The organism is Pseudoalteromonas sp. SG43-6, from assembly GCF_014164365.1.
In the GTDB taxonomy this organism is placed as follows: domain Bacteria; phylum Pseudomonadota; class Gammaproteobacteria; order Enterobacterales; family Alteromonadaceae; genus Pseudoalteromonas; species Pseudoalteromonas rhizosphaerae.
This window is the reverse complement of sequence record NZ_JACJEZ010000007.1, coordinates 1-19590: the sequence shown is the minus strand read 5'-3', so window position 1 is coordinate 19590 and position 19590 is coordinate 1. Positions and strand designations below refer to the sequence as shown.

The 19590-nt window shown below is 39.7% G+C and carries 21 protein-coding genes; 9 read left to right on the top strand and 12 right to left on the bottom strand.

Annotation, left to right across the window (positions count from 1 at the left end):
- The first annotated feature begins 169 nt into the window (after positions 1-169).
- A complete protein-coding gene (locus H5201_RS04495; RefSeq protein ID WP_182716993.1) occupies positions 170-1582 on the top strand; it encodes a family 43 glycosylhydrolase in 1413 nt (470 codons plus the stop codon).
- A 44-nt stretch (positions 1583-1626) separates the two neighbouring features.
- On the opposite strand, the gene H5201_RS04490 is transcribed toward H5201_RS04495, so the two are convergent.
- Both H5201_RS04490 and H5201_RS04485 read right to left on the bottom strand, forming a co-directional pair.
- Positions 1627-2364: an RIO1 family regulatory kinase/ATPase gene (locus tag H5201_RS04490; protein WP_182761660.1), complete on the bottom strand. Its 738-nt coding sequence runs from the start codon at positions 2362-2364 to the stop codon at positions 1627-1629.
- Positions 2365-2451: 87 nt separating this feature from the next.
- A complete protein-coding gene (locus H5201_RS04485) occupies positions 2452-2916 on the bottom strand; it encodes a MarR family winged helix-turn-helix transcriptional regulator (RefSeq protein WP_149980919.1) in 465 nt (154 codons plus the stop codon).
- 131 nt (positions 2917-3047) lie between these two features.
- Between H5201_RS04485 and H5201_RS04480 the strand changes: the two genes are divergently transcribed.
- Together H5201_RS04480 and H5201_RS04475 are read left to right on the top strand one after the other, a co-directional pair.
- Positions 3048-4214 (top strand): hypothetical protein, encoded by a 1167-nt coding sequence (locus tag H5201_RS04480; protein WP_182783797.1) that lies wholly within the window; start codon positions 3048-3050, stop codon positions 4212-4214.
- A 240-nt stretch (positions 4215-4454) separates the two neighbouring features.
- Positions 4455-6431, top strand: coding sequence for a phytase (locus H5201_RS04475; RefSeq protein ID WP_182783795.1), 1977 nt, complete (start codon positions 4455-4457; stop codon positions 6429-6431).
- Positions 6432-6475: 44 nt separating this feature from the next.
- Here H5201_RS04475 and H5201_RS04470 read toward each other — a convergent pair whose 3' ends face one another.
- From H5201_RS04470 to H5201_RS04455, 4 genes are all read right to left on the bottom strand, one after another.
- Positions 6476-7060, bottom strand: a complete 585-nt coding sequence (locus H5201_RS04470) for a YqaA family protein (protein ID WP_145237660.1) — start codon at positions 7058-7060, stop codon at positions 6476-6478.
- A gap of 199 nt (positions 7061-7259) precedes the next feature.
- A complete protein-coding gene (locus tag H5201_RS23070; protein ID WP_259399654.1) occupies positions 7260-8153 on the bottom strand; it encodes a GGDEF domain-containing protein in 894 nt (297 codons plus the stop codon).
- Between the two features lie 161 nt (positions 8154-8314).
- Positions 8315-8647, bottom strand: a complete 333-nt coding sequence (locus H5201_RS04460; protein ID WP_145237663.1) for a PBPRA1643 family SWIM/SEC-C metal-binding motif protein — start codon at positions 8645-8647, stop codon at positions 8315-8317.
- A gap of 118 nt (positions 8648-8765) precedes the next feature.
- Positions 8766-9629: a PA4780 family RIO1-like protein kinase gene (locus tag H5201_RS04455; RefSeq protein WP_145237666.1), complete on the bottom strand. Its 864-nt coding sequence runs from the start codon at positions 9627-9629 to the stop codon at positions 8766-8768.
- A gap of 211 nt (positions 9630-9840) precedes the next feature.
- Here H5201_RS04455 and H5201_RS04450 point away from each other — a divergent pair, with 211 nt between their 5' ends.
- The 5 genes from H5201_RS04450 (at position 9841) to H5201_RS04430 (ending at position 12625) form a co-directional block, all read left to right on the top strand.
- Positions 9841-10059: a hypothetical protein gene (locus H5201_RS04450; protein ID WP_145237669.1), complete on the top strand. Its 219-nt coding sequence runs from the start codon at positions 9841-9843 to the stop codon at positions 10057-10059.
- 84 nt (positions 10060-10143) lie between these two features.
- The gene (locus tag H5201_RS04445; RefSeq protein ID WP_149980923.1) at positions 10144-11034 is read left to right on the top strand and encodes a dienelactone hydrolase family protein; all 891 of its coding nucleotides are present in this window, start codon (positions 10144-10146) and stop codon (positions 11032-11034) included.
- Between the two features lie 132 nt (positions 11035-11166).
- Complete coding sequence (locus H5201_RS04440; RefSeq protein WP_179959150.1) at positions 11167-11535, top strand: hypothetical protein; 369 nt, start codon at positions 11167-11169, stop codon at positions 11533-11535.
- Positions 11532-11912, top strand: a complete 381-nt coding sequence (locus H5201_RS04435) for a hypothetical protein (protein WP_149980924.1) — start codon at positions 11532-11534, stop codon at positions 11910-11912. Before H5201_RS04440 ends, H5201_RS04435 begins: the two co-directional genes overlap by 4 nt.
- Positions 11913-12058: 146 nt before the next feature.
- A complete protein-coding gene (locus H5201_RS04430) occupies positions 12059-12625 on the top strand; it encodes a DUF2799 domain-containing protein (protein ID WP_149980925.1) in 567 nt (188 codons plus the stop codon).
- 263 nt (positions 12626-12888) lie between these two features.
- Here H5201_RS04430 and H5201_RS04425 read toward each other — a convergent pair whose 3' ends face one another.
- A complete protein-coding gene (locus tag H5201_RS04425) occupies positions 12889-13644 on the bottom strand; it encodes an SDR family NAD(P)-dependent oxidoreductase (protein WP_220497141.1) in 756 nt (251 codons plus the stop codon).
- Between the two features lie 148 nt (positions 13645-13792).
- Between H5201_RS04425 and H5201_RS04420 the strand changes: the two genes are divergently transcribed.
- On the top strand, positions 13793-14686 hold the full coding sequence (locus H5201_RS04420; RefSeq protein WP_182783791.1) for a LysR family transcriptional regulator: 894 nt from the start codon (positions 13793-13795) through the stop codon (positions 14684-14686).
- 723 nt (positions 14687-15409) lie between these two features.
- Here H5201_RS04420 and H5201_RS04415 read toward each other — a convergent pair.
- From H5201_RS04415 to H5201_RS04395, 5 genes are all read right to left on the bottom strand, one after another.
- Entirely contained in the window at positions 15410-15658 is a 249-nt protein-coding gene (locus tag H5201_RS04415; RefSeq protein WP_145237690.1) for a hypothetical protein, read from the bottom strand.
- Positions 15659-15668: 10 nt separating this feature from the next.
- Positions 15669-16496 carry a CPBP family intramembrane glutamic endopeptidase gene (locus tag H5201_RS04410; protein ID WP_182783789.1) on the bottom strand — a complete coding sequence of 276 codons (828 nt, stop codon included), beginning with the start codon at positions 16494-16496 and terminating at the stop codon, positions 15669-15671.
- Between the two features lie 120 nt (positions 16497-16616).
- On the bottom strand, positions 16617-17465 hold the full coding sequence (locus tag H5201_RS04405; protein ID WP_145237698.1) for a LytTR family DNA-binding domain-containing protein: 849 nt from the start codon (positions 17463-17465) through the stop codon (positions 16617-16619).
- A gap of 129 nt (positions 17466-17594) precedes the next feature.
- On the bottom strand, positions 17595-18569 hold the full coding sequence (locus H5201_RS04400; protein WP_182783787.1) for a transposase: 975 nt from the start codon (positions 18567-18569) through the stop codon (positions 17595-17597).
- Positions 18570-18881: 312 nt separating this feature from the next.
- Positions 18882-19403, bottom strand: a complete 522-nt coding sequence (locus H5201_RS04395) for a hypothetical protein (protein WP_182783785.1) — start codon at positions 19401-19403, stop codon at positions 18882-18884.
- Between the last annotated feature and the right edge of the window lie 187 nt (positions 19404-19590).

The window sequence follows — 19590 nt, the reverse complement described above, 5'->3', positions numbered from 1 at the left end:
ACCCAGACCCAACTTTTATTTAACTTAAATCACCATTTATCTTTACAAAAGTAATAATATAATAAAGTATTATAATTAACCTTTTAAAGGTTACACCGTTGAGCTGCTCGTCGAATGCTAAATTTGCTTTAGCTATCGGATCATACACACACTGTACTTTGGAGATAAAATGAAATTTTCCACACAACTACTTTGCTGGCTTAGTTTAGCCGCCAATCCATTTTTTAATAATGCATTCGCTATCGATAATGGCGTCTATACCATAAAATCAAAATATAGCGCCAAATTTGTCGAAGTTGCCAATGCATCAACAGCTGATGGCGCGAATATTAGCCAATGGGCTAATACCAATCACGATACCCAACGCTGGCTCATTACTCAGGTTGAAAATAATAACTACTCTGTAATAAACCTTAACAGCGGTAAAGCAATGGAGGTCTTTGAGTGGTCAACTAATGATGGCGCAAACGTAGTGCAATATGACTATAGCGCTGGCGCAACCCAGCATTGGCAAATTAATAACGAAGGCAACGGCTATGTGAGCTTTATCAATGCCAATAGCCAAAAAGCACTCGACCTGTATGACTTTGACGGCAATGACGGGGCTAATATCAGCCAATGGGCATACAATGGCAGTGATGCACAGCTTTGGCAGCTCAATAAACTCGCCAACGTAGAATCCGCTCCCTTTGATCCTTCAACTACCAATGGCGCAACGGATCATTGGCCATTAACCGGTAGTTTAGTCACTCACGATCCAACCATCAGTTACGAAAATGGTACGTGGTGGATATTTCAAACTGGGCCTGGCATCGCTGGAAAGTGGTCAAATGATGGCGTAGCATGGAATGATGCGGCAGCGATTTTTCCTAATGGCTTAAATTGGTGGTCTAACTATGTGCCTGAACACGATGGCATTGATGTTTGGGCGCCTGAACTTAAAAGCTACAATGGGCGTAGCTCGCTTTATTATGCAATATCAACCTTTGGCTCGCGTGTTTCGGCAATTGGTTTAGCCTCAGCAAGTAGTGTCTCTGCCGGTAATTGGCGTGATGATGGTTTAGTGATAAACACCACCAACAGCAATAACTACAATGCGATTGACCCAGATTTAGTCGTCGCCAAAGATGGTGCGCCATGGTTAACATTCGGTTCGTGGAATTCAGGTATCAAGTTAATGCGGATCAACCCAATAACGATGAAACCATTTGGTGAGCTCTATTCCCTTGCTAGCCGCTCAGGTGGCATTGAAGCACCAACGATCATCTATCGCCAAGGATACTACTACCTATTTGTATCTGTTGGTAAATGTTGCGCAGGAACCGATAGCACCTATCGTATCGCATATGGGCGTGCAACGGATATTCGTGGTCCTTACTTAGACAAGAATGGCAACAATATGCTCTCTGGTGGTGGCAGTATTTTAGATGCTGGTAACAGCCAGTGGGCCGGACCTGGCGGCCAAGATATTCTTAATACCGATGTAATGGTTCGCCATGCTTATGATAAAGGTGACAACGGTGTGCCAAAACTATTGATCAGCACACTAAATTGGGACTCAAATGGTTGGCCTAAATTTTAAATCAGCCAACTTAGTAACATTTATAAAGCGTGTAATAACGCGCTTTATAAAAAACGCTCCATGATGGCAGCGGCAATTTGCGTAGCTATTCCACATCCCCACATATATGCACGTTGGATCGGGTAACCTCTAAAAATCCAACGCTTTCTAACATGATTAAAATTACTTAAATAATCAGCTTTGGCATCTGGCAGAGGTTGATCAGCAAGCTTTGCCCATGCTTTATAAACACCCGACATATCTGCACCACGCATAAATTGCTGTAACCAACGAGGAAATCGAGCGTATCGTATCGTCGACTGAAAATCGATGATATACGGTTTACCATCATCACTACAAAGCACATTACCCAAATTGCGCAAATCTAAATGTACAACCCCTCGGCGATGCATTAATGCAACCAGTCGTTCAAAATCTTTAAAAAAACTAACGGGTAGCACTTGTTTTTGTTGTACTAACTGTTTAAGTGGTGTGCCTGTAATATAGTCATAGGCAACAGCAATCGGCGATAATCGTAAAAATCGCCCACTCACTCCAGTTATGCCTGCTAAACGAGCCAACCCTTTATACTCTTGATTCACCGACAAAGGCGCAAAGGTTTTTCTCACCCACCAAGGGCTATGTTGAAAATCTTTAATTACTAAATCGAGTTGCTGATCGGTATAACGATAGACAATAGCATTTGCAAAACGTCCAGTATGAACAACATTTAAATTTTCGGCTGCAAACTGATGTTCTGGAAATTGCTGCTGTAACTGCATTAATAAAGTAGCTTCGATCATAACACCCTGCGATTTGTTAAATATAAATGCCTAGGCAACTATATTATCAAATCTCTGCACTCACAGCAATATAACCCTTAGCTAGATTTACGATTTCAAATTATGAATTGCTCTAAATAACAGCTTTGCCAACAGTTTTTTTTCATCATCAGAAAAGTCGATTAGTGCTGTGCGGTAAATATTATTCACAATAGGGAGTATTTCAGGGTAAAGCTGTTGGCCTTTTTCAGTAAGGCATAATAGCGTAGAGCGGCGATCTTCTGCGGATTGTTGTTTTGCAACTAAGCCTTTTTCTTCTAAACGAGACAACAAACGGCTCATCGCGCCACGATCATAAACCATATGCTCACATAGCTCTGCCAAAGTATGCACTTTGCCTCGAGCTAATAGCACCACAACAATATATTGCGCCGAAGTTAAATCCATTGGCGTAAGGCCAGCATCTAGATGAGTTACTAAATTTGACCGTAAATAAGCAACTAACCGACCCAGATCTTGAACGGGATCAAGATCATCAATACAACATTGTACAAGTGAAGCGGACTCTTTCATAAATTCTCAAAAACTGCGTGAAGGTCACTCATTGACCATTAATAGCTATAATAATTCAATCAAACATAATTGCGTAGTGACACCTAATTAGTGTAGCGTCAAACAAGCTAACTAATGTTATTGAGGAATACATGCAAAGTAAACAACGAGATGTTATCAAGTATATTGCCATACTTATACTGCTACTACTTTGCTGGTCAGAGCAATTTAACAGCTATGTCATGGATTTTCTTGACCAAACCTTAGTGCAGTCATCATTAGTTTATGCTTCTGCGCGCAGTGTTAACGGCATTATTTCTTTATTACAGTCGGCTGAAGTTGGTATTGGTATAGCCAGCATAGCGCCTGCGCAATTGCTTGATCCGGTGAACGATTTAGCCGAATACATTGCCGATGCGATGCGCATATCATTAGGCTCACTGTTTATCCAGCGGATTTTATTTACTATTTCATCAGGGGTATTTTTTAGCGCCTTGTTTACCGCCAGCGTCATTAGTTATTTAGTCTGTGATTATTTTGGGTATTTAAAACAGCTTAAAGGAAAGTTACTAGCCAGCCTGATTTTAGTGCGGTTTTTAATTCCATTTGTAGTACTTGCAACTGGGCTTGCCAGCCAAGCCTTTCTAGATGAAGAAATTAATTATCAAAATCAATATGTTGAAAAGACCGTTGACACACTTAGCGTACAGGCTAATGCAACCTCCACATTATCAGCACAACTGAGCGCAAAAATTAACAGTGGCAAGCAAACAACCCTCGATGAACTCGAACTTATTGCCGTTCAGCAACAACAATTAAAAGTAATTATTACAGAAAACCAACAGCAGCTTGAGCATTTAAATAAGCAAATTGACGCCATTCAAACGACCCGCAGTTTAGCCGAAAAACTCACCTTAACAGAACTTCCCGAGGCTAAACCATTACTGCAAAAACAGCGCGAGTTAAAGCAACAACAAGCATCTATCAACAATCAGTTCGCCGCGTTATATCAACAGAAAGCTCAGCTGCAACAACAGCTGCATGATTATAACGACCAACTAGCAGGTAATTCTGGCAATTTAATTAGCAAAGTCGTTGATACCGTTACCACTGGCATTACCGATATGGCTAATTCTTTAGAGGGCTTATTTATTGAATTTTTAAACTTAGTGTCGTTACTAATCATCAAATTATTTATCATGCCTTTGCTATTCTTATATTTATTTAGTAAGGCATTTAAAGCTATTTGGCAACGTTCCGTGCTACAAGCATTAGCGCAAATGAAAACAGAAATACACACCACCATCACAGAAAAATAACCGCTATATCATGCTTAGGGTCACATCAGCTCAGCATGAAAGCGATGCTCTAATGCGCCATTTAAAAACTAAAAGTTAAAAATTAAAACCAATAAAAACAGATGGATAAAATAAAAAGCATTGAATGAAAGGAAACCTAAATAGCTTTACTCTCACTGCAGAAGTCTTTCTTTTGTCACGGTTTTGTCATAAAAGTTATTTAGCTTGCATCGCATACATGGCTAACTTAGGACTTTACTCGTGCCAACACTTAAACCACTTGCTTATGCACTGAGCATATTAACACTCACAGCAACATTAGGCGCTTGCAGCAGCCAAGATGTTAATTCCACTCAACCAAGCCAAACTACACTAAAGCTTAACAGCACACCATTTTGGCAACAAAATAATGCTCAAGGATCGCAAGCTGCTTGGCTTTTTGATGATGCATGGTTACTAGCCAGTGAAAGCCAAGGCTTAATTGTAGTAGAGCAAAATAAACAACATAGCGAAGTACTTAACGCGGGTAACTTTGAAACTCTGTCAGTGCGTACTATTGGCGATAATCGCTTTTTAGTGACCAGTATTGATAATGAACGTGATCTGGTTGCCGTTTTCACCCTAACTCAAAGTAACGGCAACTGGCAACTAACGGAGCACGCACCGATTGTTGCACCACAAGCAAAACCTGAAGCGGTCTGCCTATTTAACAATCACAATACCGGGAGTATTTCTGCTTTTGTTGCTGATGTTCGCGGCTTAATGCGCGAAACCTTAATTTATAACTTTGCCACAGAGCAAACCACTAACATTGCGGTCCGAGAATTTGCCGGTGTAAATGAAGCTGCGGGTTGTGCGGTTAATGATGTAAGCCAACAATTATTTATCAGTGAAGAAGAACTTGGCATTTGGCAAATGAACGCCAATGCAGAATCTTCAGCGAGTAAACAACCCCTTACCATGGTTGCTCCCTTTGGTGAACTGGCCAGCGGTATTGGCGCATTAACCACCAGCACTGATGGCAGCCTCTGGTTTACTAGCAGCAGCAATAACACCCTATACCGATATAATCCAGAGCAAGGTATACAACAAAAGTGGCGTGTCTCTGGAGATCTCAGTATTGGTTCTGTGGTAATTGATAATAACGCCACTACTGCTCAAGCCATTATGTATGACGATGAAAGTGGCGCGTACCGCAGCAGCCAGTTAATTTTAGACCCAATCACCAGTACGACAAAAACCAACACCACCACGGCAAAAACAGCACATGTGTATGCAAACGTGCAAACGACACCAGTTGCAGCATTTGGTGATGCCGCAGACGATCCAGCCATCTGGGCGCATCCAACCGACGCCGCTAAAAGCTTGATCATAGGCACCGATAAACGTCGCGGACTGATGATCTATAACTTAGCTGGAGAGCAAATTCAAAACCTTGACGTAGGTAGAGTTAACAATGTTGACGTTCGTCAAAGTAGTAATATCAACAACCCAACTCACACGCTAATTGCAGCCAGTAACCGCAGTGAAAATAGCATTAGTTTGTTCACTGTCGACATACAAAACAGCGTACACCACTTAGGTAGCGTGGCTACCAATTTGAGTGAGATTTATGGCTTATGCATGTATTCATCGAAATCTGGTGACTATGTATTTGTGAATGATAAATCAGGGTTATATCAGCAATATAAAATAACCAGCCAACAGCAACAAGTCTCGGGCAAACTGGTGCGCGAATTTACTCTACCTAGCCAGCCAGAAGGTTGTAGTAGTGATGATAAAAACGGCGAACTTTTTGCCGGTGAGGAAGACGCTGGTATTTGGTTTATCCAAGCAGAGCCTGATTCACAGCAAGCGCCTATTTTATTGCAATCCGTGAATGAAATGCTAGTTGATGATGTAGAAGGTATGGAGATTTATCATGGTAAAGACGAGCGCTTATTAGTGGTATCTAGCCAAGGTGACGATAGTTATGTCGTGTATCGCATAAATAAAGGTGAAAAACACCCTACCCTTGAGTTTGTCAGTAAGTTTAATATTCTTGCAAACTTAAATAACGGTATTGATGGCGTGTCAGAAACCGATGGCTTAACCGTTACAGCCAAACCGCTGCCTGGCTACCCTCTTGGCGTATTAATAGTGCAAGATGGCTACAATCGTATGCCACAGCAGCCACAAAATTTTAAACTGGTGGATTGGCGCCAAGTACATTCACTTATCTATGGCGACGCTAAGTAAAGTAAAGTAAAGTAAACTAAACAAATATAGCCGTCACTTGGCGGCTATATTACCGTTGTTAACCACCAAATAACTAACACCAACACAGTCAAACCAAGCATTGCTTTGGTTTTATGTTTTGTAATAATTCGCTCTGCTTGATTGCCAGCATAATACACCACCAGCGCCAGACCAAAATACCGAATTGAACGAGCAATAGTCGTTGCAATTAAAAACATTATTAATGAATATTTGGTCGCACCCGCTGCGAGCATAGCTATTTGAAAAGGGATTGGCACTATCCCCAACATTATTACAAACCAAAAACCTTGCTGCTGCATTTGCTGTTCTACGTGTTCAAACTGCTCTGGATTTGAAAAGGTATTGATCACCCAATCGCCAACCGCATCAAACAAGTAATAGCCAAGCGCGTAACCAAACAAAGCCCCAATAATACAGCCTAAAGTCGCCATTAAGGCGATTAGCCAAAGCTTTTCACGCCGCGCTTGCATCAACGGCACCAATACTGCTTCAAGAGGAATAGGAACTATTGTTGACTCTAAAAATGAAGCCGCCGTTATGCTGGTTAACATATGCTTTGAATCAATAAATTGTCGTGTTTTTTGCTTTAAGCGCTGCATAACAGCCATAGTATCACCTTGGTAGTGCTTATAAGTTATATTTATAAGCATATTGCAAGCTCAATACCAGCCTTGCATAATAAATAAGTGCATTGTTTTATAAGCATTTTTTAATAAATATTAACAGGAACAGGCAAATAAATTTAACTGATAGTGTAAAAACCCCCAATTAAAATTGTAAATTTTACTGTAATCAATCGCTTAGGGATTAAGCAATGTAATATTGGCTACGGCCACTATTTTTCGCTTTGTACAAGGCTTGATCAGCACGTTTAACTACCTCATTAAACGCTTCTTCTGGGGCCTTAAATGACACACCAATACTTACACTTACTGTTCGATTAGCAGCAAGTTCAATGGTATGTGCAAGTGATAGTAATTGCTCACTTAAATCGCAGGCTTTTGGTCGGTCATCGCCGGGCAGGTATATTGCAAACTCTTCACCACCTAAACGTGCAAAAACACTATTATTAGGTAAAGCTTTGGCATATAAAGATGATAATTCGATCAGTACTTGATCCCCCCTATCGTGACCAAACTGATCATTAATCACTTTAAAAAAATCGATATCAATAAGCAAAATTGTATACGGGGCTGATTGATTTTTTTGCATATATTGATAAAAAAATTGGCGGTTCGCTATTTGGGTTAAGTAATCAGTGATCAGCTCTTTTGATAACTGCTGCTGCGCACTTGTTAAATCGCCTATAGTTAACTTTAAACCATAACAAGTAAACAACATGCCTACAGTACGTAAAACATCCTCAACATAAATACCAATAAACAAAGGTTGGGTTAGCATTTCATCAAGTAGATCAAAGGTTAAACCCGCTGACCACAATAATAAACCGATGCTTAAATTAACATAAGCAAAAACTGATAAGTTGGCCCTTTGGACAATGATAAAAATAGCCACCACAATTAATAGGTTAATTGCGTCGGTAAGTACACCATTAAAAAAAATACTGTTATCTAATTCAGGATAGAAATAAATATACGAGGTAACTATTAAAAACAGAGTAACTACAAATACAGCTGAAAACACGGGTTGTAAGGTGTTTTTTGCCGTTTGTTGTTGAAGTTTATTATCACTGTATTCCATACACGTTTCGCTGATTAAGTGAGCGCTATATTAAATAACGCTATCACAAGCTAATGAATATATAGCTTTTAAATACAACTGCCGTTTTATATCACTGGAGCTGATTTTTTAAGTTCCTAACACCAGCACCAACCTGAGTTTACACACCTGAACAAGGTATTTTAACCACAGCATTTTTTGTATTTTTTATTACTGCCACACGAACATGGATCATTACGTTGTGGTGTTTTTTCAAAAACTTGAGTAACAGGTTTATTAAGCACAATATCTAAAGGAGTAATATCTTCAGCAAGCGTACTATCAACACGAATATCTGCAAATAAATCATTAGCTATCAAAATAGCGTTTATTTCAAGCTCACGTGCAGCGCTTTGCACCTGTAAAACGAGCGGATTTTCTTCGCTACCAGGTTTTACTTTCGGTTTAGGCTGATAAGTACCTTGATTATTTTTACCCATAATATCGGGCTTACCACGATAGAAAAATTTTGACACCTGCGTTCCTAACTGTCATTTAAAGCAACTCACCGCGAGTAGCTAAAGGCTGCGCAGTCTAACAGAATTTAATACTGTTAGCGCGCATCTTTAAAATCGATAATGAAGCTAATAAACTTTAGTCGTCTTCAGGTGCTTGTGCTGCTTTTATTCGCTCTTGGTTTTCTTGCATTTGTTCAAATGCAGCTTTGATTTCATCAAGCACTGAATCAACATCAGCCTCAGCATGGTTATCTGCAACCTCACCGTAAAGAACAGTTTCTGCTGTTAATTCACCCGCTTGATACAAAGCCCACATTTCTTCACCAAAACGCGTATCGAGTATTTCTGGTGCGTACTGCCCGTAATACAAGCGCATATTGCGTACATCACGTAAAAACATTTCTTGCGCATTGTTATTCGCCGCCGCATTTACTGCCTGCGGTAAATCAATCACCACCGGACCGTAGCTATCTACTAACACATTAAATTCAGACAAATCACCATGCACAATACCCGCACATAGCATTAAGCGAATGTAATGAACCATAGTAGCGTGATCTTCAATTGCCTGCTCAGCAGTTAAACTCACATCATTTAAACGCGGCGCAACATCACCATCATTATCGGTGACTAAATCCATGATCAGTACACCATCGTAACAACCATGAGGTTGTGGTACTTTTACGCCAACCCGAGAAAGCGTGAAAAGCGCATCTACTTCCGCATTTTGCCACACGTTTTCTTGTTCTTTACGACCAAACTTAGAGCCTTTTTCCATCGCACGACCGCGGCGGCTATTCCTTACTTTACGTCCTTCTTGGTATTTTACTGCTTGTTTAAAACTTCGGTGTTGTACATCTTTGTACACTTTCGCACAGCGAATATGCTCGCCACAGCGAACCACATAAACCGAGGCTTCTTTTCCACTCATTAATTGGCTGATGACTTCATCAACGATACCGTCTTCTATTAACGGTAAAATCTGTTTTGGCGTTTTCATGACACTCTTATACCGTACTTAGGCATACCTTGTAATCTTCTCGCAAACTATTTTATCTGACAGACCCTTACGTTAAAGCAAAAGCAGACGAAAACCAATGCTAATAAGCGCACAATTGACCTTATCAAGCATGTTAAAGAACAAAAAACTTGACTAAATCGGCTAAATCCACAAACTGCGAAGTTAACAGCCCAAATTATACTTACTTTATATGAATTCAGAAATACGCTATCGCTTCCAATCTGGTCAAATCGCTAATCGTTTTTTAAACGAATTAAAGCATTGGCCTGTCGCCCGAGTAAAAACAAAACTTCTTAATGGTGGTTTTGACGTTAAAGTAAATTATCAATTCGATGGCGCGGGGTTTGATTACACTTGCGCAGAACTTGATGAATTAGCCGCAAAACATGCCGGTGAAGAAGTTAGCTAAGTATATTAAGCATACAGCAATATACATTTTGAGTTCTCTCAGCTATGTTATTAAATCTTAAATCAATAACATATAGGCACTGCAATGAATAACCCACATTCAGATCACATTCCTCAAGAAGCCTTTGATTGGTACGATGAATACGCTCATGGCAAAATGGATAGACGCACGTTTATGAAAAAACTTGGTGGCTTAGTCGCCCTTGGTTATTCAATGACAGTGCTCACGTCAGCGTTATTACCAAATTATGCCTTAGCCGAACAAGTTTCGTTTAATGATGAATCAATTAAAGCAACTTATCAAAGTTTTGATTCTCCCAATGGTCATAGCAAAGGACAAGGTTATTTAGTAGTGCCAACGCAATTAAAGGGCAAGCGCCCGGTAGTCTTAGTGGTGCATGAAAACCGAGGCTTAAACCCTTATGTAAAAGATGTGGCCCGTCGTTTAGCCAAAGCGGGTTTTGTCGCTTTTGCACCCGATGCGCTATTTCCGCTAGGTGGTTATCCGGGTAATGATGACGAAGGGCGAGCCATGCAAAGCTCAATGGATAAAGAGAAAATTCAAAATGATTTTGTTGCCGCAGCCCACTATTTAAAATCACACCCACTCAGTAATGGTAAACTTGGTGCCGTTGGATTTTGTTTTGGCGGTTATATTGTCAATTACCTCGCTGCGGTTGATTCATCATTATTAAGCGCTGGAGTACCATTTTACGGCACGCCCGCCAGCGAAGCTCTGCGCAAAAATATTAAAGCCCCGTTAATGATCCAATTAGCCGAGCTTGATGAGCGCGTAAATGCAACATGGCCTGACTATGAGCGCGATTTAAAAAGTCTCAATGTAGATTACAAAATGTATATGTATAAAGATGCCAATCACGGTTTTCATAATGACTCAACGGGCCGTTACGATAAACCGAATGCAGAACTTGCATGGCAACGAACTTTAGCATTTTTTGAGCAACACCTTGTTTAATTATATCTTGTTTAATTGCATCTAGTTTAATTGCACCTTGATTAATTGCATAATGGTTAGTGCCAAGCATAATAAGCTAGCACTAACTTCATTCAGAATTAAGTACTTCAGTTAAGAAAAATCACCGACTCTATGACTAAATTTTTTCTCCTAAAATACATCGCTTTTTTTAGTGGATGTGTTGCTTGTTTTACCCTTCATACGCAATTTGCAGTGCCTGCGGTTATTGCATCTTGCCTAACCGGACTTATTGGCAGCTTTATTCCTTTTCCAAAACAGTATGCAAATCATCCTTACGCAGCTGTTTATGCTGGTAGTTTTGCTGGAATGTGCTCTCAGGGGTTGATTAATACCTATTGGGAATTAGCAATTATTTCATTGATTGGGGCTATTTTATACGTACTGACGACTAAAGTGTTTACTGGCTTTGGTGGTAAATTAGGAAGTATTGCCTTTATTAGTGTTGCTTTGTTTGTATTAGCTAAAGGGCTTGCGGCATGAGTTTATCATCGGTAACACTTGCTTTACTTGGCGCGTTTTTGACCTTTTATTTAGCTAAGCATAACCGTCTAGATGCGATTAGAGCGTCAGCAATTTTAGCTATTATCGCTTACCTTATTTTACTTACCACCGAGTTCAACGCAGAGCTATATAGCAGCATTTTTTTTGGTGGAACATTTATAGGCATGAGCGCACCAAAACGCTTTGGTATTTACACGCTGTTTTCTGCCAGTGTTATTTTTTCGATTTTGTTTGATAATTTAGTGCCTTACCTTAGTAATTTTGGCGGAGCTTTGGGCATAAGTGGATTTTTGTCGATATGTGTCTGCCAAATAGCGATTGTACTAGGCGCTCCTCGCAGTAAAAAACGCCACTAGTTGAGATGCGCTTTGTGGCAATTAAACTAAATAAAACACATAATTTTTTACTTAAAATAGTCTACAAATCAGCTTAAATTGTAGATTTTTAATAACGATGAAACGTATTATACCGTATTGATACAGAGCGAAATAACAGGATAGTTATGCCAAATCGTTTATTTATATTAAGTTGTATAGCACTACTTAATGGCTGCACAACGTTAAGTCAAGATGAGTGTAAAGTCGCTAATTGGCAAAGTTTAGGTTATGAGCACGGCGTAAACGGTGGTGATTATGCCGATGGCATAACAAAGATCGCGGCGTGTAACGATTACAATATTACCCCAAATATAGCACAATTCAAAAGTAGCTACGAACGTGGTTTAGCGGTGTATTGTCAACCTGAAAACGGCTTTACTCTTGCTATGCGTGGAGTCTCGTATAACGGTGTATGTAACAGCCGTGCATTTCGAAAAGCGTGGGAAGAAGGTAACGACCGTTATCAAATTCAACAACGTCGTATAGAAATTGATAACCGTCTAACCGAGCTAAAACAACAACTCTCTGAAACTAATCAGCAATTAAACAGCAATAACATCACGCAAACGCAGCGTAAAGAGTTAAATACACAGCAACGCCAATTAGAACGTGAGTTAAAGGACTTAAGACGCGAAAAATCCTTATTACCACTATTGAATAAAGCCTCAACATTTGAAATTACCTTTCCTTAATTACCTTCTGCCCAGCCTGTAATAATAGGGCAGGGTTAATGCAAAAAGCGAAAGCAAAATTCAGGTTAAAAAAACCACTGTAATTTATGTGAATAAGTCTTAACTTGAACTGTCAAAGCAAGTCTGAGCCAGTAAACACTGCTCGAGTTTAACTAATTCTGACAATATATTAAGAGCTTCATAGTAGTGATGAAAGCCCTCACGAAGAGGGCTTTGAATCCTTATAAAAAATAATGCGGCAGAGCACCAAGATTAGCTGAAAATTAAAGAAACATACCGCCAGACGCTTCAATACGCTGTCCGGTAATCCAGCTGCTGTCTTCACTCAGTAACATGGCAACGGCTTTACCAATATCGTCAGCCTCCCCAACCCGACCCAAGGCGGTAACAGATGCCACCATTTGGTTCACTTGTTGGTTGTCACGCACATTACCACCGCCAAAGTCTGTCGCGATGGCGCCAGGTGCCAAGGTATTTACGCGAATTTGTCGGTTTGCGAACTCTTTTGCCATATAACGCGTCATGACTTCGACTGCACCTTTGGCCATCGCGTAGGCACTTGAACCTGGCATACTAAACCGTGCCAAGCCAGATGAAATATTAAGAATATGACCGCCGTCTTTAATATGTGGCAATAATGCTTGGGTTAAAAAGAAAGGTCCCTTTACATGGATTGCCAGCATATTTTCTAACTCTTCATAAGTGGTTTCTTCCACACTTGCACGCAAACCTGTGCCAGCGTTATTTAACAAATAATCGAAATCGCTTCGTGCAAATTCATTGCTCAACAACCCCTTAACCTGACTAACAAATTCAGGAATGGCATCAAAATCGCGCGAATCCAATTGAAGAGCAAAGGCTTTTCGACCTTTTTGTTTAATCTCTTCAATCACATTTTGTGCCGGTTGAACATTATTGTGATAAGTAAAAATAACGTCTATGCCTTTGTCAGCTAACGCTAAAGCACTGTTTCTTCCTAACCCTCGGCTAGCACCAGTAATAATTGCTAATTTATTCATCACTCTCTCCAATCTATTCTGTAACAATTTTAAAACCTTAAACCATAGCGGCTCTGACCACGTAGAACAGAGTAGATAATTTATTGTGTTCGATATACATGACAAAAGTGATAACATTGTTCGGATAAAACAAACAAAGGTAGAAGATGTGGACAAATTTGAAGCCATGCAGCGCTTTGTATTGGTTGCTCAATTTGGCAGCTTTACCAAGGCAGCAGACGCACTTGGCCTGCCAAAGTCAAGCGTATCAAGTGCTATTCAAGGGCTTGAAAGTGAATTAGGCACGCGGCTTTTTCATCGCAGCACGCGCAGCGTCACCTTAACTCAAGACGGCGAGACTTACTTACCACAGTGCCAAGTACTGCTCGCCGAGTTAGACGCTTTGGCAAGCCAGTTCCAACGTAACTCTGATGATGTTCGCGGGGTACTCAGAGTCGACATGCCTAGTCGTTTTGCCACTACGGTTGTCATTCCGCATTTATCCTACTTCCTCGAAAAATACCCCAACATACGCCTAAAGATCAGCAGCGCAGATTATCGAGTTGATATAATTAAAGAAAGCATTGATTGCGTCATTCGAGTGGGTAATCTTGACGATAGCAGCCTTATCGCTCGCCCATTAACGCTGTACCGAAGCGTAAACTGTGTGTCGCCAAGCTATGTTGAAAAATATGGTATTCCACAGAGTCTTGCAGAATTAGCCAATCATAAACTGATCGAATATTCTCATACGCTTGGTAATCTCGATGCCCAATTTGAATACATGGAAGGCGACAAGGTAAAACAACAATCCATGCCAAGTAGCCTAGCGGTTAATGGCACAGATGCTTATTTAGATGCTTGCTTAGCAGGGCTTGGCATTGCCCAACTCCCCGCGATTGGTGCAGAAAACCTCATCAAGAAAGGCCAGCTCATTTCTGTCCTACCTCAATTTGAAGCCGAGCCAATGCCGGTGTCTTTGCTCTATTCTTCACGTAGACAACCAACTAAACGCCTAACTGTCTTTATGGATTGGCTGCAATCAATCACCCTAGCAAGATAATAAAAGTCACAGCGCTTTGGGTCACGTTATTGAAAAACACCTATTGTGAAAAACGCCTTATACATGTTCCAAAAAAGTTTATTTGAAAATATTTTAATAACTAAACCTTTTAAGTAGTCACACTCTCAATATAATTCTCTGCTTCCCAGTTAAGGGCACTATGAAATATAAACAGCATTTTTGAAATCTTGAGGGTTATCGCTCACAGCCGTAATATCGGCAAAGTGGTAGAAGCGGACATTGATGATTCTTGATGTGTGAAGTCAAGATTTGACCCCTCTGGCTTTTACTGGCTTGACCCCTCTGGCTTTTAATTAAAGATTTTGGCTTTAAAAAACACTACAAGCTTAGCGGCAAAGTCCATTATGTTTGTTTTTTCAACGGTCAGGTGATAAATGTTTATGACCGTTTTGGGCGTTAGTTTCCCTTTTAAGATGCGAACTAGACTGACAATTTATCGCAAAATCAGTTTAACTGACGTGACTTCGAATGACGGGCATTGGCACAATGTTCTCGTATGGTTCTGAATGACGTACGGCCGCTCTTGCCGTTTTTGCGACTGTCAGCAAGCAAATCTTGCATGTCTCATTATCTATTAGCCGACCATAAAACTTTGTAACGTGAAACTAAGTTTATTTGTTAGATAGCGCTCCTCCAGGTTACTAAATTATTAAACAAAAAAACGGCTCAACATGAGCCGTTTATTGTTGTCTGTTACATCAATCACAATTGGCTGATTTCCTGCCCCAACTCAAACTTGCTATCGGTGACTATTTTTTCAAGCACTATCACTCTTTTAGCCAGCTGCTCTACCCTTTTCTGCATGTTATTCACCGCTTCGGTATCTGTGTCTTTTTGCAGCGCTAATATCTTCTGATTGACCTCAGATTTGTAATTAAAATAATTACGCACAAAGATGATAATTAAAATCGGTGAGGTAAGGGCTAGCATAACTAAAAATAATTCAAACATAGTGGTTCTCCTAGTAGCTGTTTTGAGTGGTTAGTTCTGATTGAGGTTGTGAATTAACATCGCCATTGTTGCGCCATAGTGTTTTAAAGGCTATTTCCCGTGTTTTCCCTTTACGCACCAGTATATGCACATAAATTATACTTAGAATAATGGCAGTGACCTTGAAAAGGTTGCCTTCTAGGTCACCAGCGGCGCCGCCTGACATGCCAAATATACCGTAAGCTGCATTCATGAAAATATGCATAAACATAGGAAACCAAATGCGGTATCCACATTCACAATATAACCACGCAAACCATGTTCCAGCGATAGTTGTGATGGTTAGCGCCATAACAACAGACATAACATCATGCCCTTGGTAAATATGCCCTAGACCAAAAATAACCGAGCTAATTAATGCGGCAGGAATAAATCCCCAACGACAAAAGTGAAATAACACCCCAAATAACGCTGCCCTAAAGATAATTTCTTCAAACAACCCAGCATATACTGAGCCGGTAATAATGCCAGGCAGTGAGAGGTCTAATTCGGTACTTAAGAATGCATACCCTAAGGTCATAGGCAAACAACAAGCTACAGCTGCCAATAAGTAGTGCTGACTGCCAGACACGTTTACACCTATTACGTCATACCAAGGGTGTTGTTTAAATAATAAGACCGCCACTAAGACAAGTGGCCCGTAGATAAATAGATATTTCGCCAAGGTGTGTAAAAGATAAGTTTGTTGATCTAGGTTAAGTAATACTTCGCTCCAACTCTCGCCCCAAAAATCACGCATAAAATAGTGACAGAACATAAAGGTGGTTAATAATATTAGTGATTTGATTGTGTGATTCATAGTTACCTGCTTAGTAAGAAATTCAAAATTCGAGCTAAGCATGCCAAGCCCAATTCATCATGGCGATGAGTTAGGGCTAAAGCTGATTATTTAGGGTTTAGTGACAAAAATTTGCGGTGATTAACAAGCCTTAGGGGCGAATGACAAGGCCTTTTTTGTTGCTTCTACATAGGTTCTAGAGACGGGCACTACCAAATCGCCAGCCTGCATAGTCAATTGCAAACCACCGGCGTTACCTTGCCATAACTTAACTAAACCAAGATTTACTGCATAAGATCTATGACAACGTACCACCTGAGCGTCAGCTGGAAGCTGTTTTAACAATTTGGTTAACGAGCCGCGCAATAACTTACGACTGCAATTTTCATCTTCGAGCATACCAAGCTCACAATAATTATCCGCAGATTTGATAAATAAAATCTGCGACAAACTGACTTGTACAATGTCATCTTTATTGTCACCTCTTAAGGTTATTTGTTTTTCTAAGGTTAGCGTAGCGTTTTTCGCTTGGCTTGACTCAAGGGCAATTGGCTGAGACTGAGTAATAGCAACTGAATGTCGATTAACTAAAAACATAAAAATAATCGGAAACAAACCAATGGCTAAAATATAAAAAACAAACAACAATTGATTCTGCCAATGCCAAACACCTAATATGGCCACCACAAAATAACTGTGATTAAATACCGCTACAAAGCCAATATACAAAGTAGCAATAAGGCCTTTTCTAATGTGGCTATTTAACCGTCTACGGCTTAATAATATCTCTATGAACCCAGCCAGCAATAAAGCACAAAAAGTCACTAAACCATAACCAGACAGACGCAGATATTTATAGGAAATAGTATCGCTGTGCGTGCCAAAAGGTTGAAACAAGAATAATATTACTAAGGTGACCACAGAAAATAGCATCGCTCTTTGAATAAGCGTTTTTTTTGAGTCCAAATCATCCTTAAGCCACAACTTCACTATTTATACACCTTCTGAAATTTTCGACCGTTAAAATACCACAGTTCTACTATGCTTTTAAGGTTTAGATAAATAAACAATTTACAGACATTCGACCTTATCTAAAAGATGCCAAAAAACCAAAAGGGGTCAAATCTTGACTTCAGACATCAAACAATCTCGAAGTTTTTCTAATTGCAATTCAACCTTCTTATCTTCAATCATTAATGCATTTAATCTACCGACAGTTTTTGATATCGCCGAATAGTGTTTAACATTAAAAACATCTGCTAATGCCTGCAAATTTAATCCCGTTAAATCTTGGCATAATTTTATAGCAAACCAGCGTGGTAAATTTTTCTCTTTTCGCCCCTTTTTAACCGTTATAATCTCATCAACTTCAACATTAAAGTGTTTAGCTAAGTAAGCTATAACATCATCTGCTGAGCGTTTTTTACTAACAAGCTTTCTTTCGCTATCTGATTTAGCAATATAGTCTTTTATGTTTTCAATAAAGTCCTCACAACCCAAAACCGACAATAACTTTTTAGCACTATAAAAAGCGCTTATTTCTTTATTGTTTTCATATTCAACAAATTGCTTATAAGCAGCATATTTACGCTTTTTGCCTTGCAGCGAAAATATAAAGCCTCGCACTAGCCATTTAGGCGTCGCTCCCCTTTTAATGAAAGCTGGATAACTAGACCATTTATACTTAGCAAGCTCTTCTACCAACGGTATTTTCGTTTCAATTGGGTTACGATGAATATACCGACTGACATGCAATAAATAGTTATCAGCATCCACCAGCACCGCTTTGTAGCGCCCTCTAAACAGCGCACCATCGGTGTTATGTACTCTATTAAAGTATTGGGTGTAAAGGCCATTAATATGCTTCATGGCTCGGCCTAAATTTGCATCAGGGGTTTTGATTAGCAGGTGGTAATGATTGGTCATTAAACAATATGAATGCACTTCAATATTAAAGCGAATACTTGCTTGCTCAATGCAATGTAAAAAATACTTAAAGTCGTTATCACTTAAAAAGATATTTTCGCGCCCTCTCCCTCGATTCATTACATGATAAAACGCATTTTCATACTCTATTCGCAGCGGCCTAGACATAGTAATTCACTCAATGAATAGTAAACTATAAATCTAGACCTTTGATGTCTGAAGTCAAGATTTGACCCCTTTTATTTTTTTTCGCGCCCTCTCCCTCGATTCATTACATGATAAAACGCATTTTCATACTCTATTCGCAGCGGCCTAGACATAGTAATTCACTCAATGAATAGTAAACTATAAATCTAGACCTTTGATGTCTGAAGTCAAGATTTGACCCCTTTTATTTTAAGACATTAAGTTCTTTTTAAGGACGTAACTTAAAATGTTGTAATCGTCAGCACTAAACTTCATATAGTTTGCGTATAACGCTCAAAGCAGCTGCGCGGTACGCGTCGGCTGCCTTTGTTTGTTAGCCAACTCTGACTGCACACGGAATTTAGCAAAATATGCGACCATTGGGTGAGGATCGTTTTGTAATTCTTTCGCTTTGGCGACTCCCAATTTTCGATGAAGAACGCCAATTACCCTAAGTAAAGGATGTTTTGCTTTTATGCAATCATATGCAGAGATACTTAATGACTCAAAGCACATTGTTTTAAAGTCATAACTGCTGAACTCACCTACTTCATGAAGATTGTTCTCTGTTCGCTTTGCATCATCTATCTCTGGGTGAGTTAGGCAATCTGTAGGAGTAAGCTCATGAAAATAAGCGCCATGTTCCCAAATTGCATGAACATCTGTCAGGCTAACTTTCTGTTTCCCATCTATAACAACCCAGCTTCTGGCTATTTCGTCCTGGCGTCTGTAAGCGGTAGTAAATACTTCAATTCTGCCGCTGACTGATTCAGCAAAATTTTCTTCAATCCGTTTCTTTAGTTGAGACCATTTCATGATTTTTCTCATAAAGGCTAACGAGCCTGTAGATTAACTCGTTTAAATTTATTTTAATTGATCCTAAATTCGGATAATAAGTGCAATTTCTCAGATTAGATGGCCAGCTGTTATAATTCGGCCATTTTCTCGCCAAAGGAAATTGCTTTAATGAAATATAAACAGCTGACACAAGAAGAAAGATACC

What these genes read in the sequence shown, in the direction of transcription:
- H5201_RS04435 (WP_149980924.1), top strand. Translation starts at nt 11,532, where the DNA reads ATGAGTTTATCATCGGTAACACTTGCTTTACTTGGCGCGTTTTTGACC.
- H5201_RS04485 (WP_149980919.1), bottom strand. Translation starts at nt 2,916, where the DNA reads ATGAAAGAGTCCGCTTCACTTGTACAATGTTGTATTGATGATCTTGAT.
- H5201_RS04395 (WP_182783785.1), bottom strand. Translation starts at nt 19,403, where the DNA reads ATGAAATGGTCTCAACTAAAGAAACGGATTGAAGAAAATTTTGCTGAA.
- H5201_RS04490 (WP_182761660.1), bottom strand. Translation starts at nt 2,364, where the DNA reads ATGATCGAAGCTACTTTATTAATGCAGTTACAGCAGCAATTTCCAGAA.
- H5201_RS04445 (WP_149980923.1), top strand. Translation starts at nt 10,144, where the DNA reads ATGAATAACCCACATTCAGATCACATTCCTCAAGAAGCCTTTGATTGG.
- H5201_RS23070 (WP_259399654.1), bottom strand. Translation starts at nt 8,153, where the DNA reads ATGGAATACAGTGATAATAAACTTCAACAACAAACGGCAAAAAACACC.
- H5201_RS04425 (WP_220497141.1), bottom strand. Translation starts at nt 13,644, where the DNA reads ATGAATAAATTAGCAATTATTACTGGTGCTAGCCGAGGGTTAGGAAGA.
- H5201_RS04410 (WP_182783789.1), bottom strand. Translation starts at nt 16,496, where the DNA reads ATGAATCACACAATCAAATCACTAATATTATTAACCACCTTTATGTTC.
- H5201_RS04400 (WP_182783787.1), bottom strand. Translation starts at nt 18,569, where the DNA reads ATGTCTAGGCCGCTGCGAATAGAGTATGAAAATGCGTTTTATCATGTA.
- H5201_RS04480 (WP_182783797.1), top strand. Translation starts at nt 3,048, where the DNA reads ATGCAAAGTAAACAACGAGATGTTATCAAGTATATTGCCATACTTATA.
- H5201_RS04495 (WP_182716993.1), top strand. Translation starts at nt 170, where the DNA reads ATGAAATTTTCCACACAACTACTTTGCTGGCTTAGTTTAGCCGCCAAT.
- H5201_RS04450 (WP_145237669.1), top strand. Translation starts at nt 9,841, where the DNA reads ATGAATTCAGAAATACGCTATCGCTTCCAATCTGGTCAAATCGCTAAT.
- H5201_RS04455 (WP_145237666.1), bottom strand. Translation starts at nt 9,629, where the DNA reads ATGAAAACGCCAAAACAGATTTTACCGTTAATAGAAGACGGTATCGTT.
- H5201_RS04470 (WP_145237660.1), bottom strand. Translation starts at nt 7,060, where the DNA reads ATGGCTGTTATGCAGCGCTTAAAGCAAAAAACACGACAATTTATTGAT.
- H5201_RS04440 (WP_179959150.1), top strand. Translation starts at nt 11,167, where the DNA reads ATGACTAAATTTTTTCTCCTAAAATACATCGCTTTTTTTAGTGGATGT.
- H5201_RS04415 (WP_145237690.1), bottom strand. Translation starts at nt 15,658, where the DNA reads ATGTTTGAATTATTTTTAGTTATGCTAGCCCTTACCTCACCGATTTTA.
- H5201_RS04430 (WP_149980925.1), top strand. Translation starts at nt 12,059, where the DNA reads ATGCCAAATCGTTTATTTATATTAAGTTGTATAGCACTACTTAATGGC.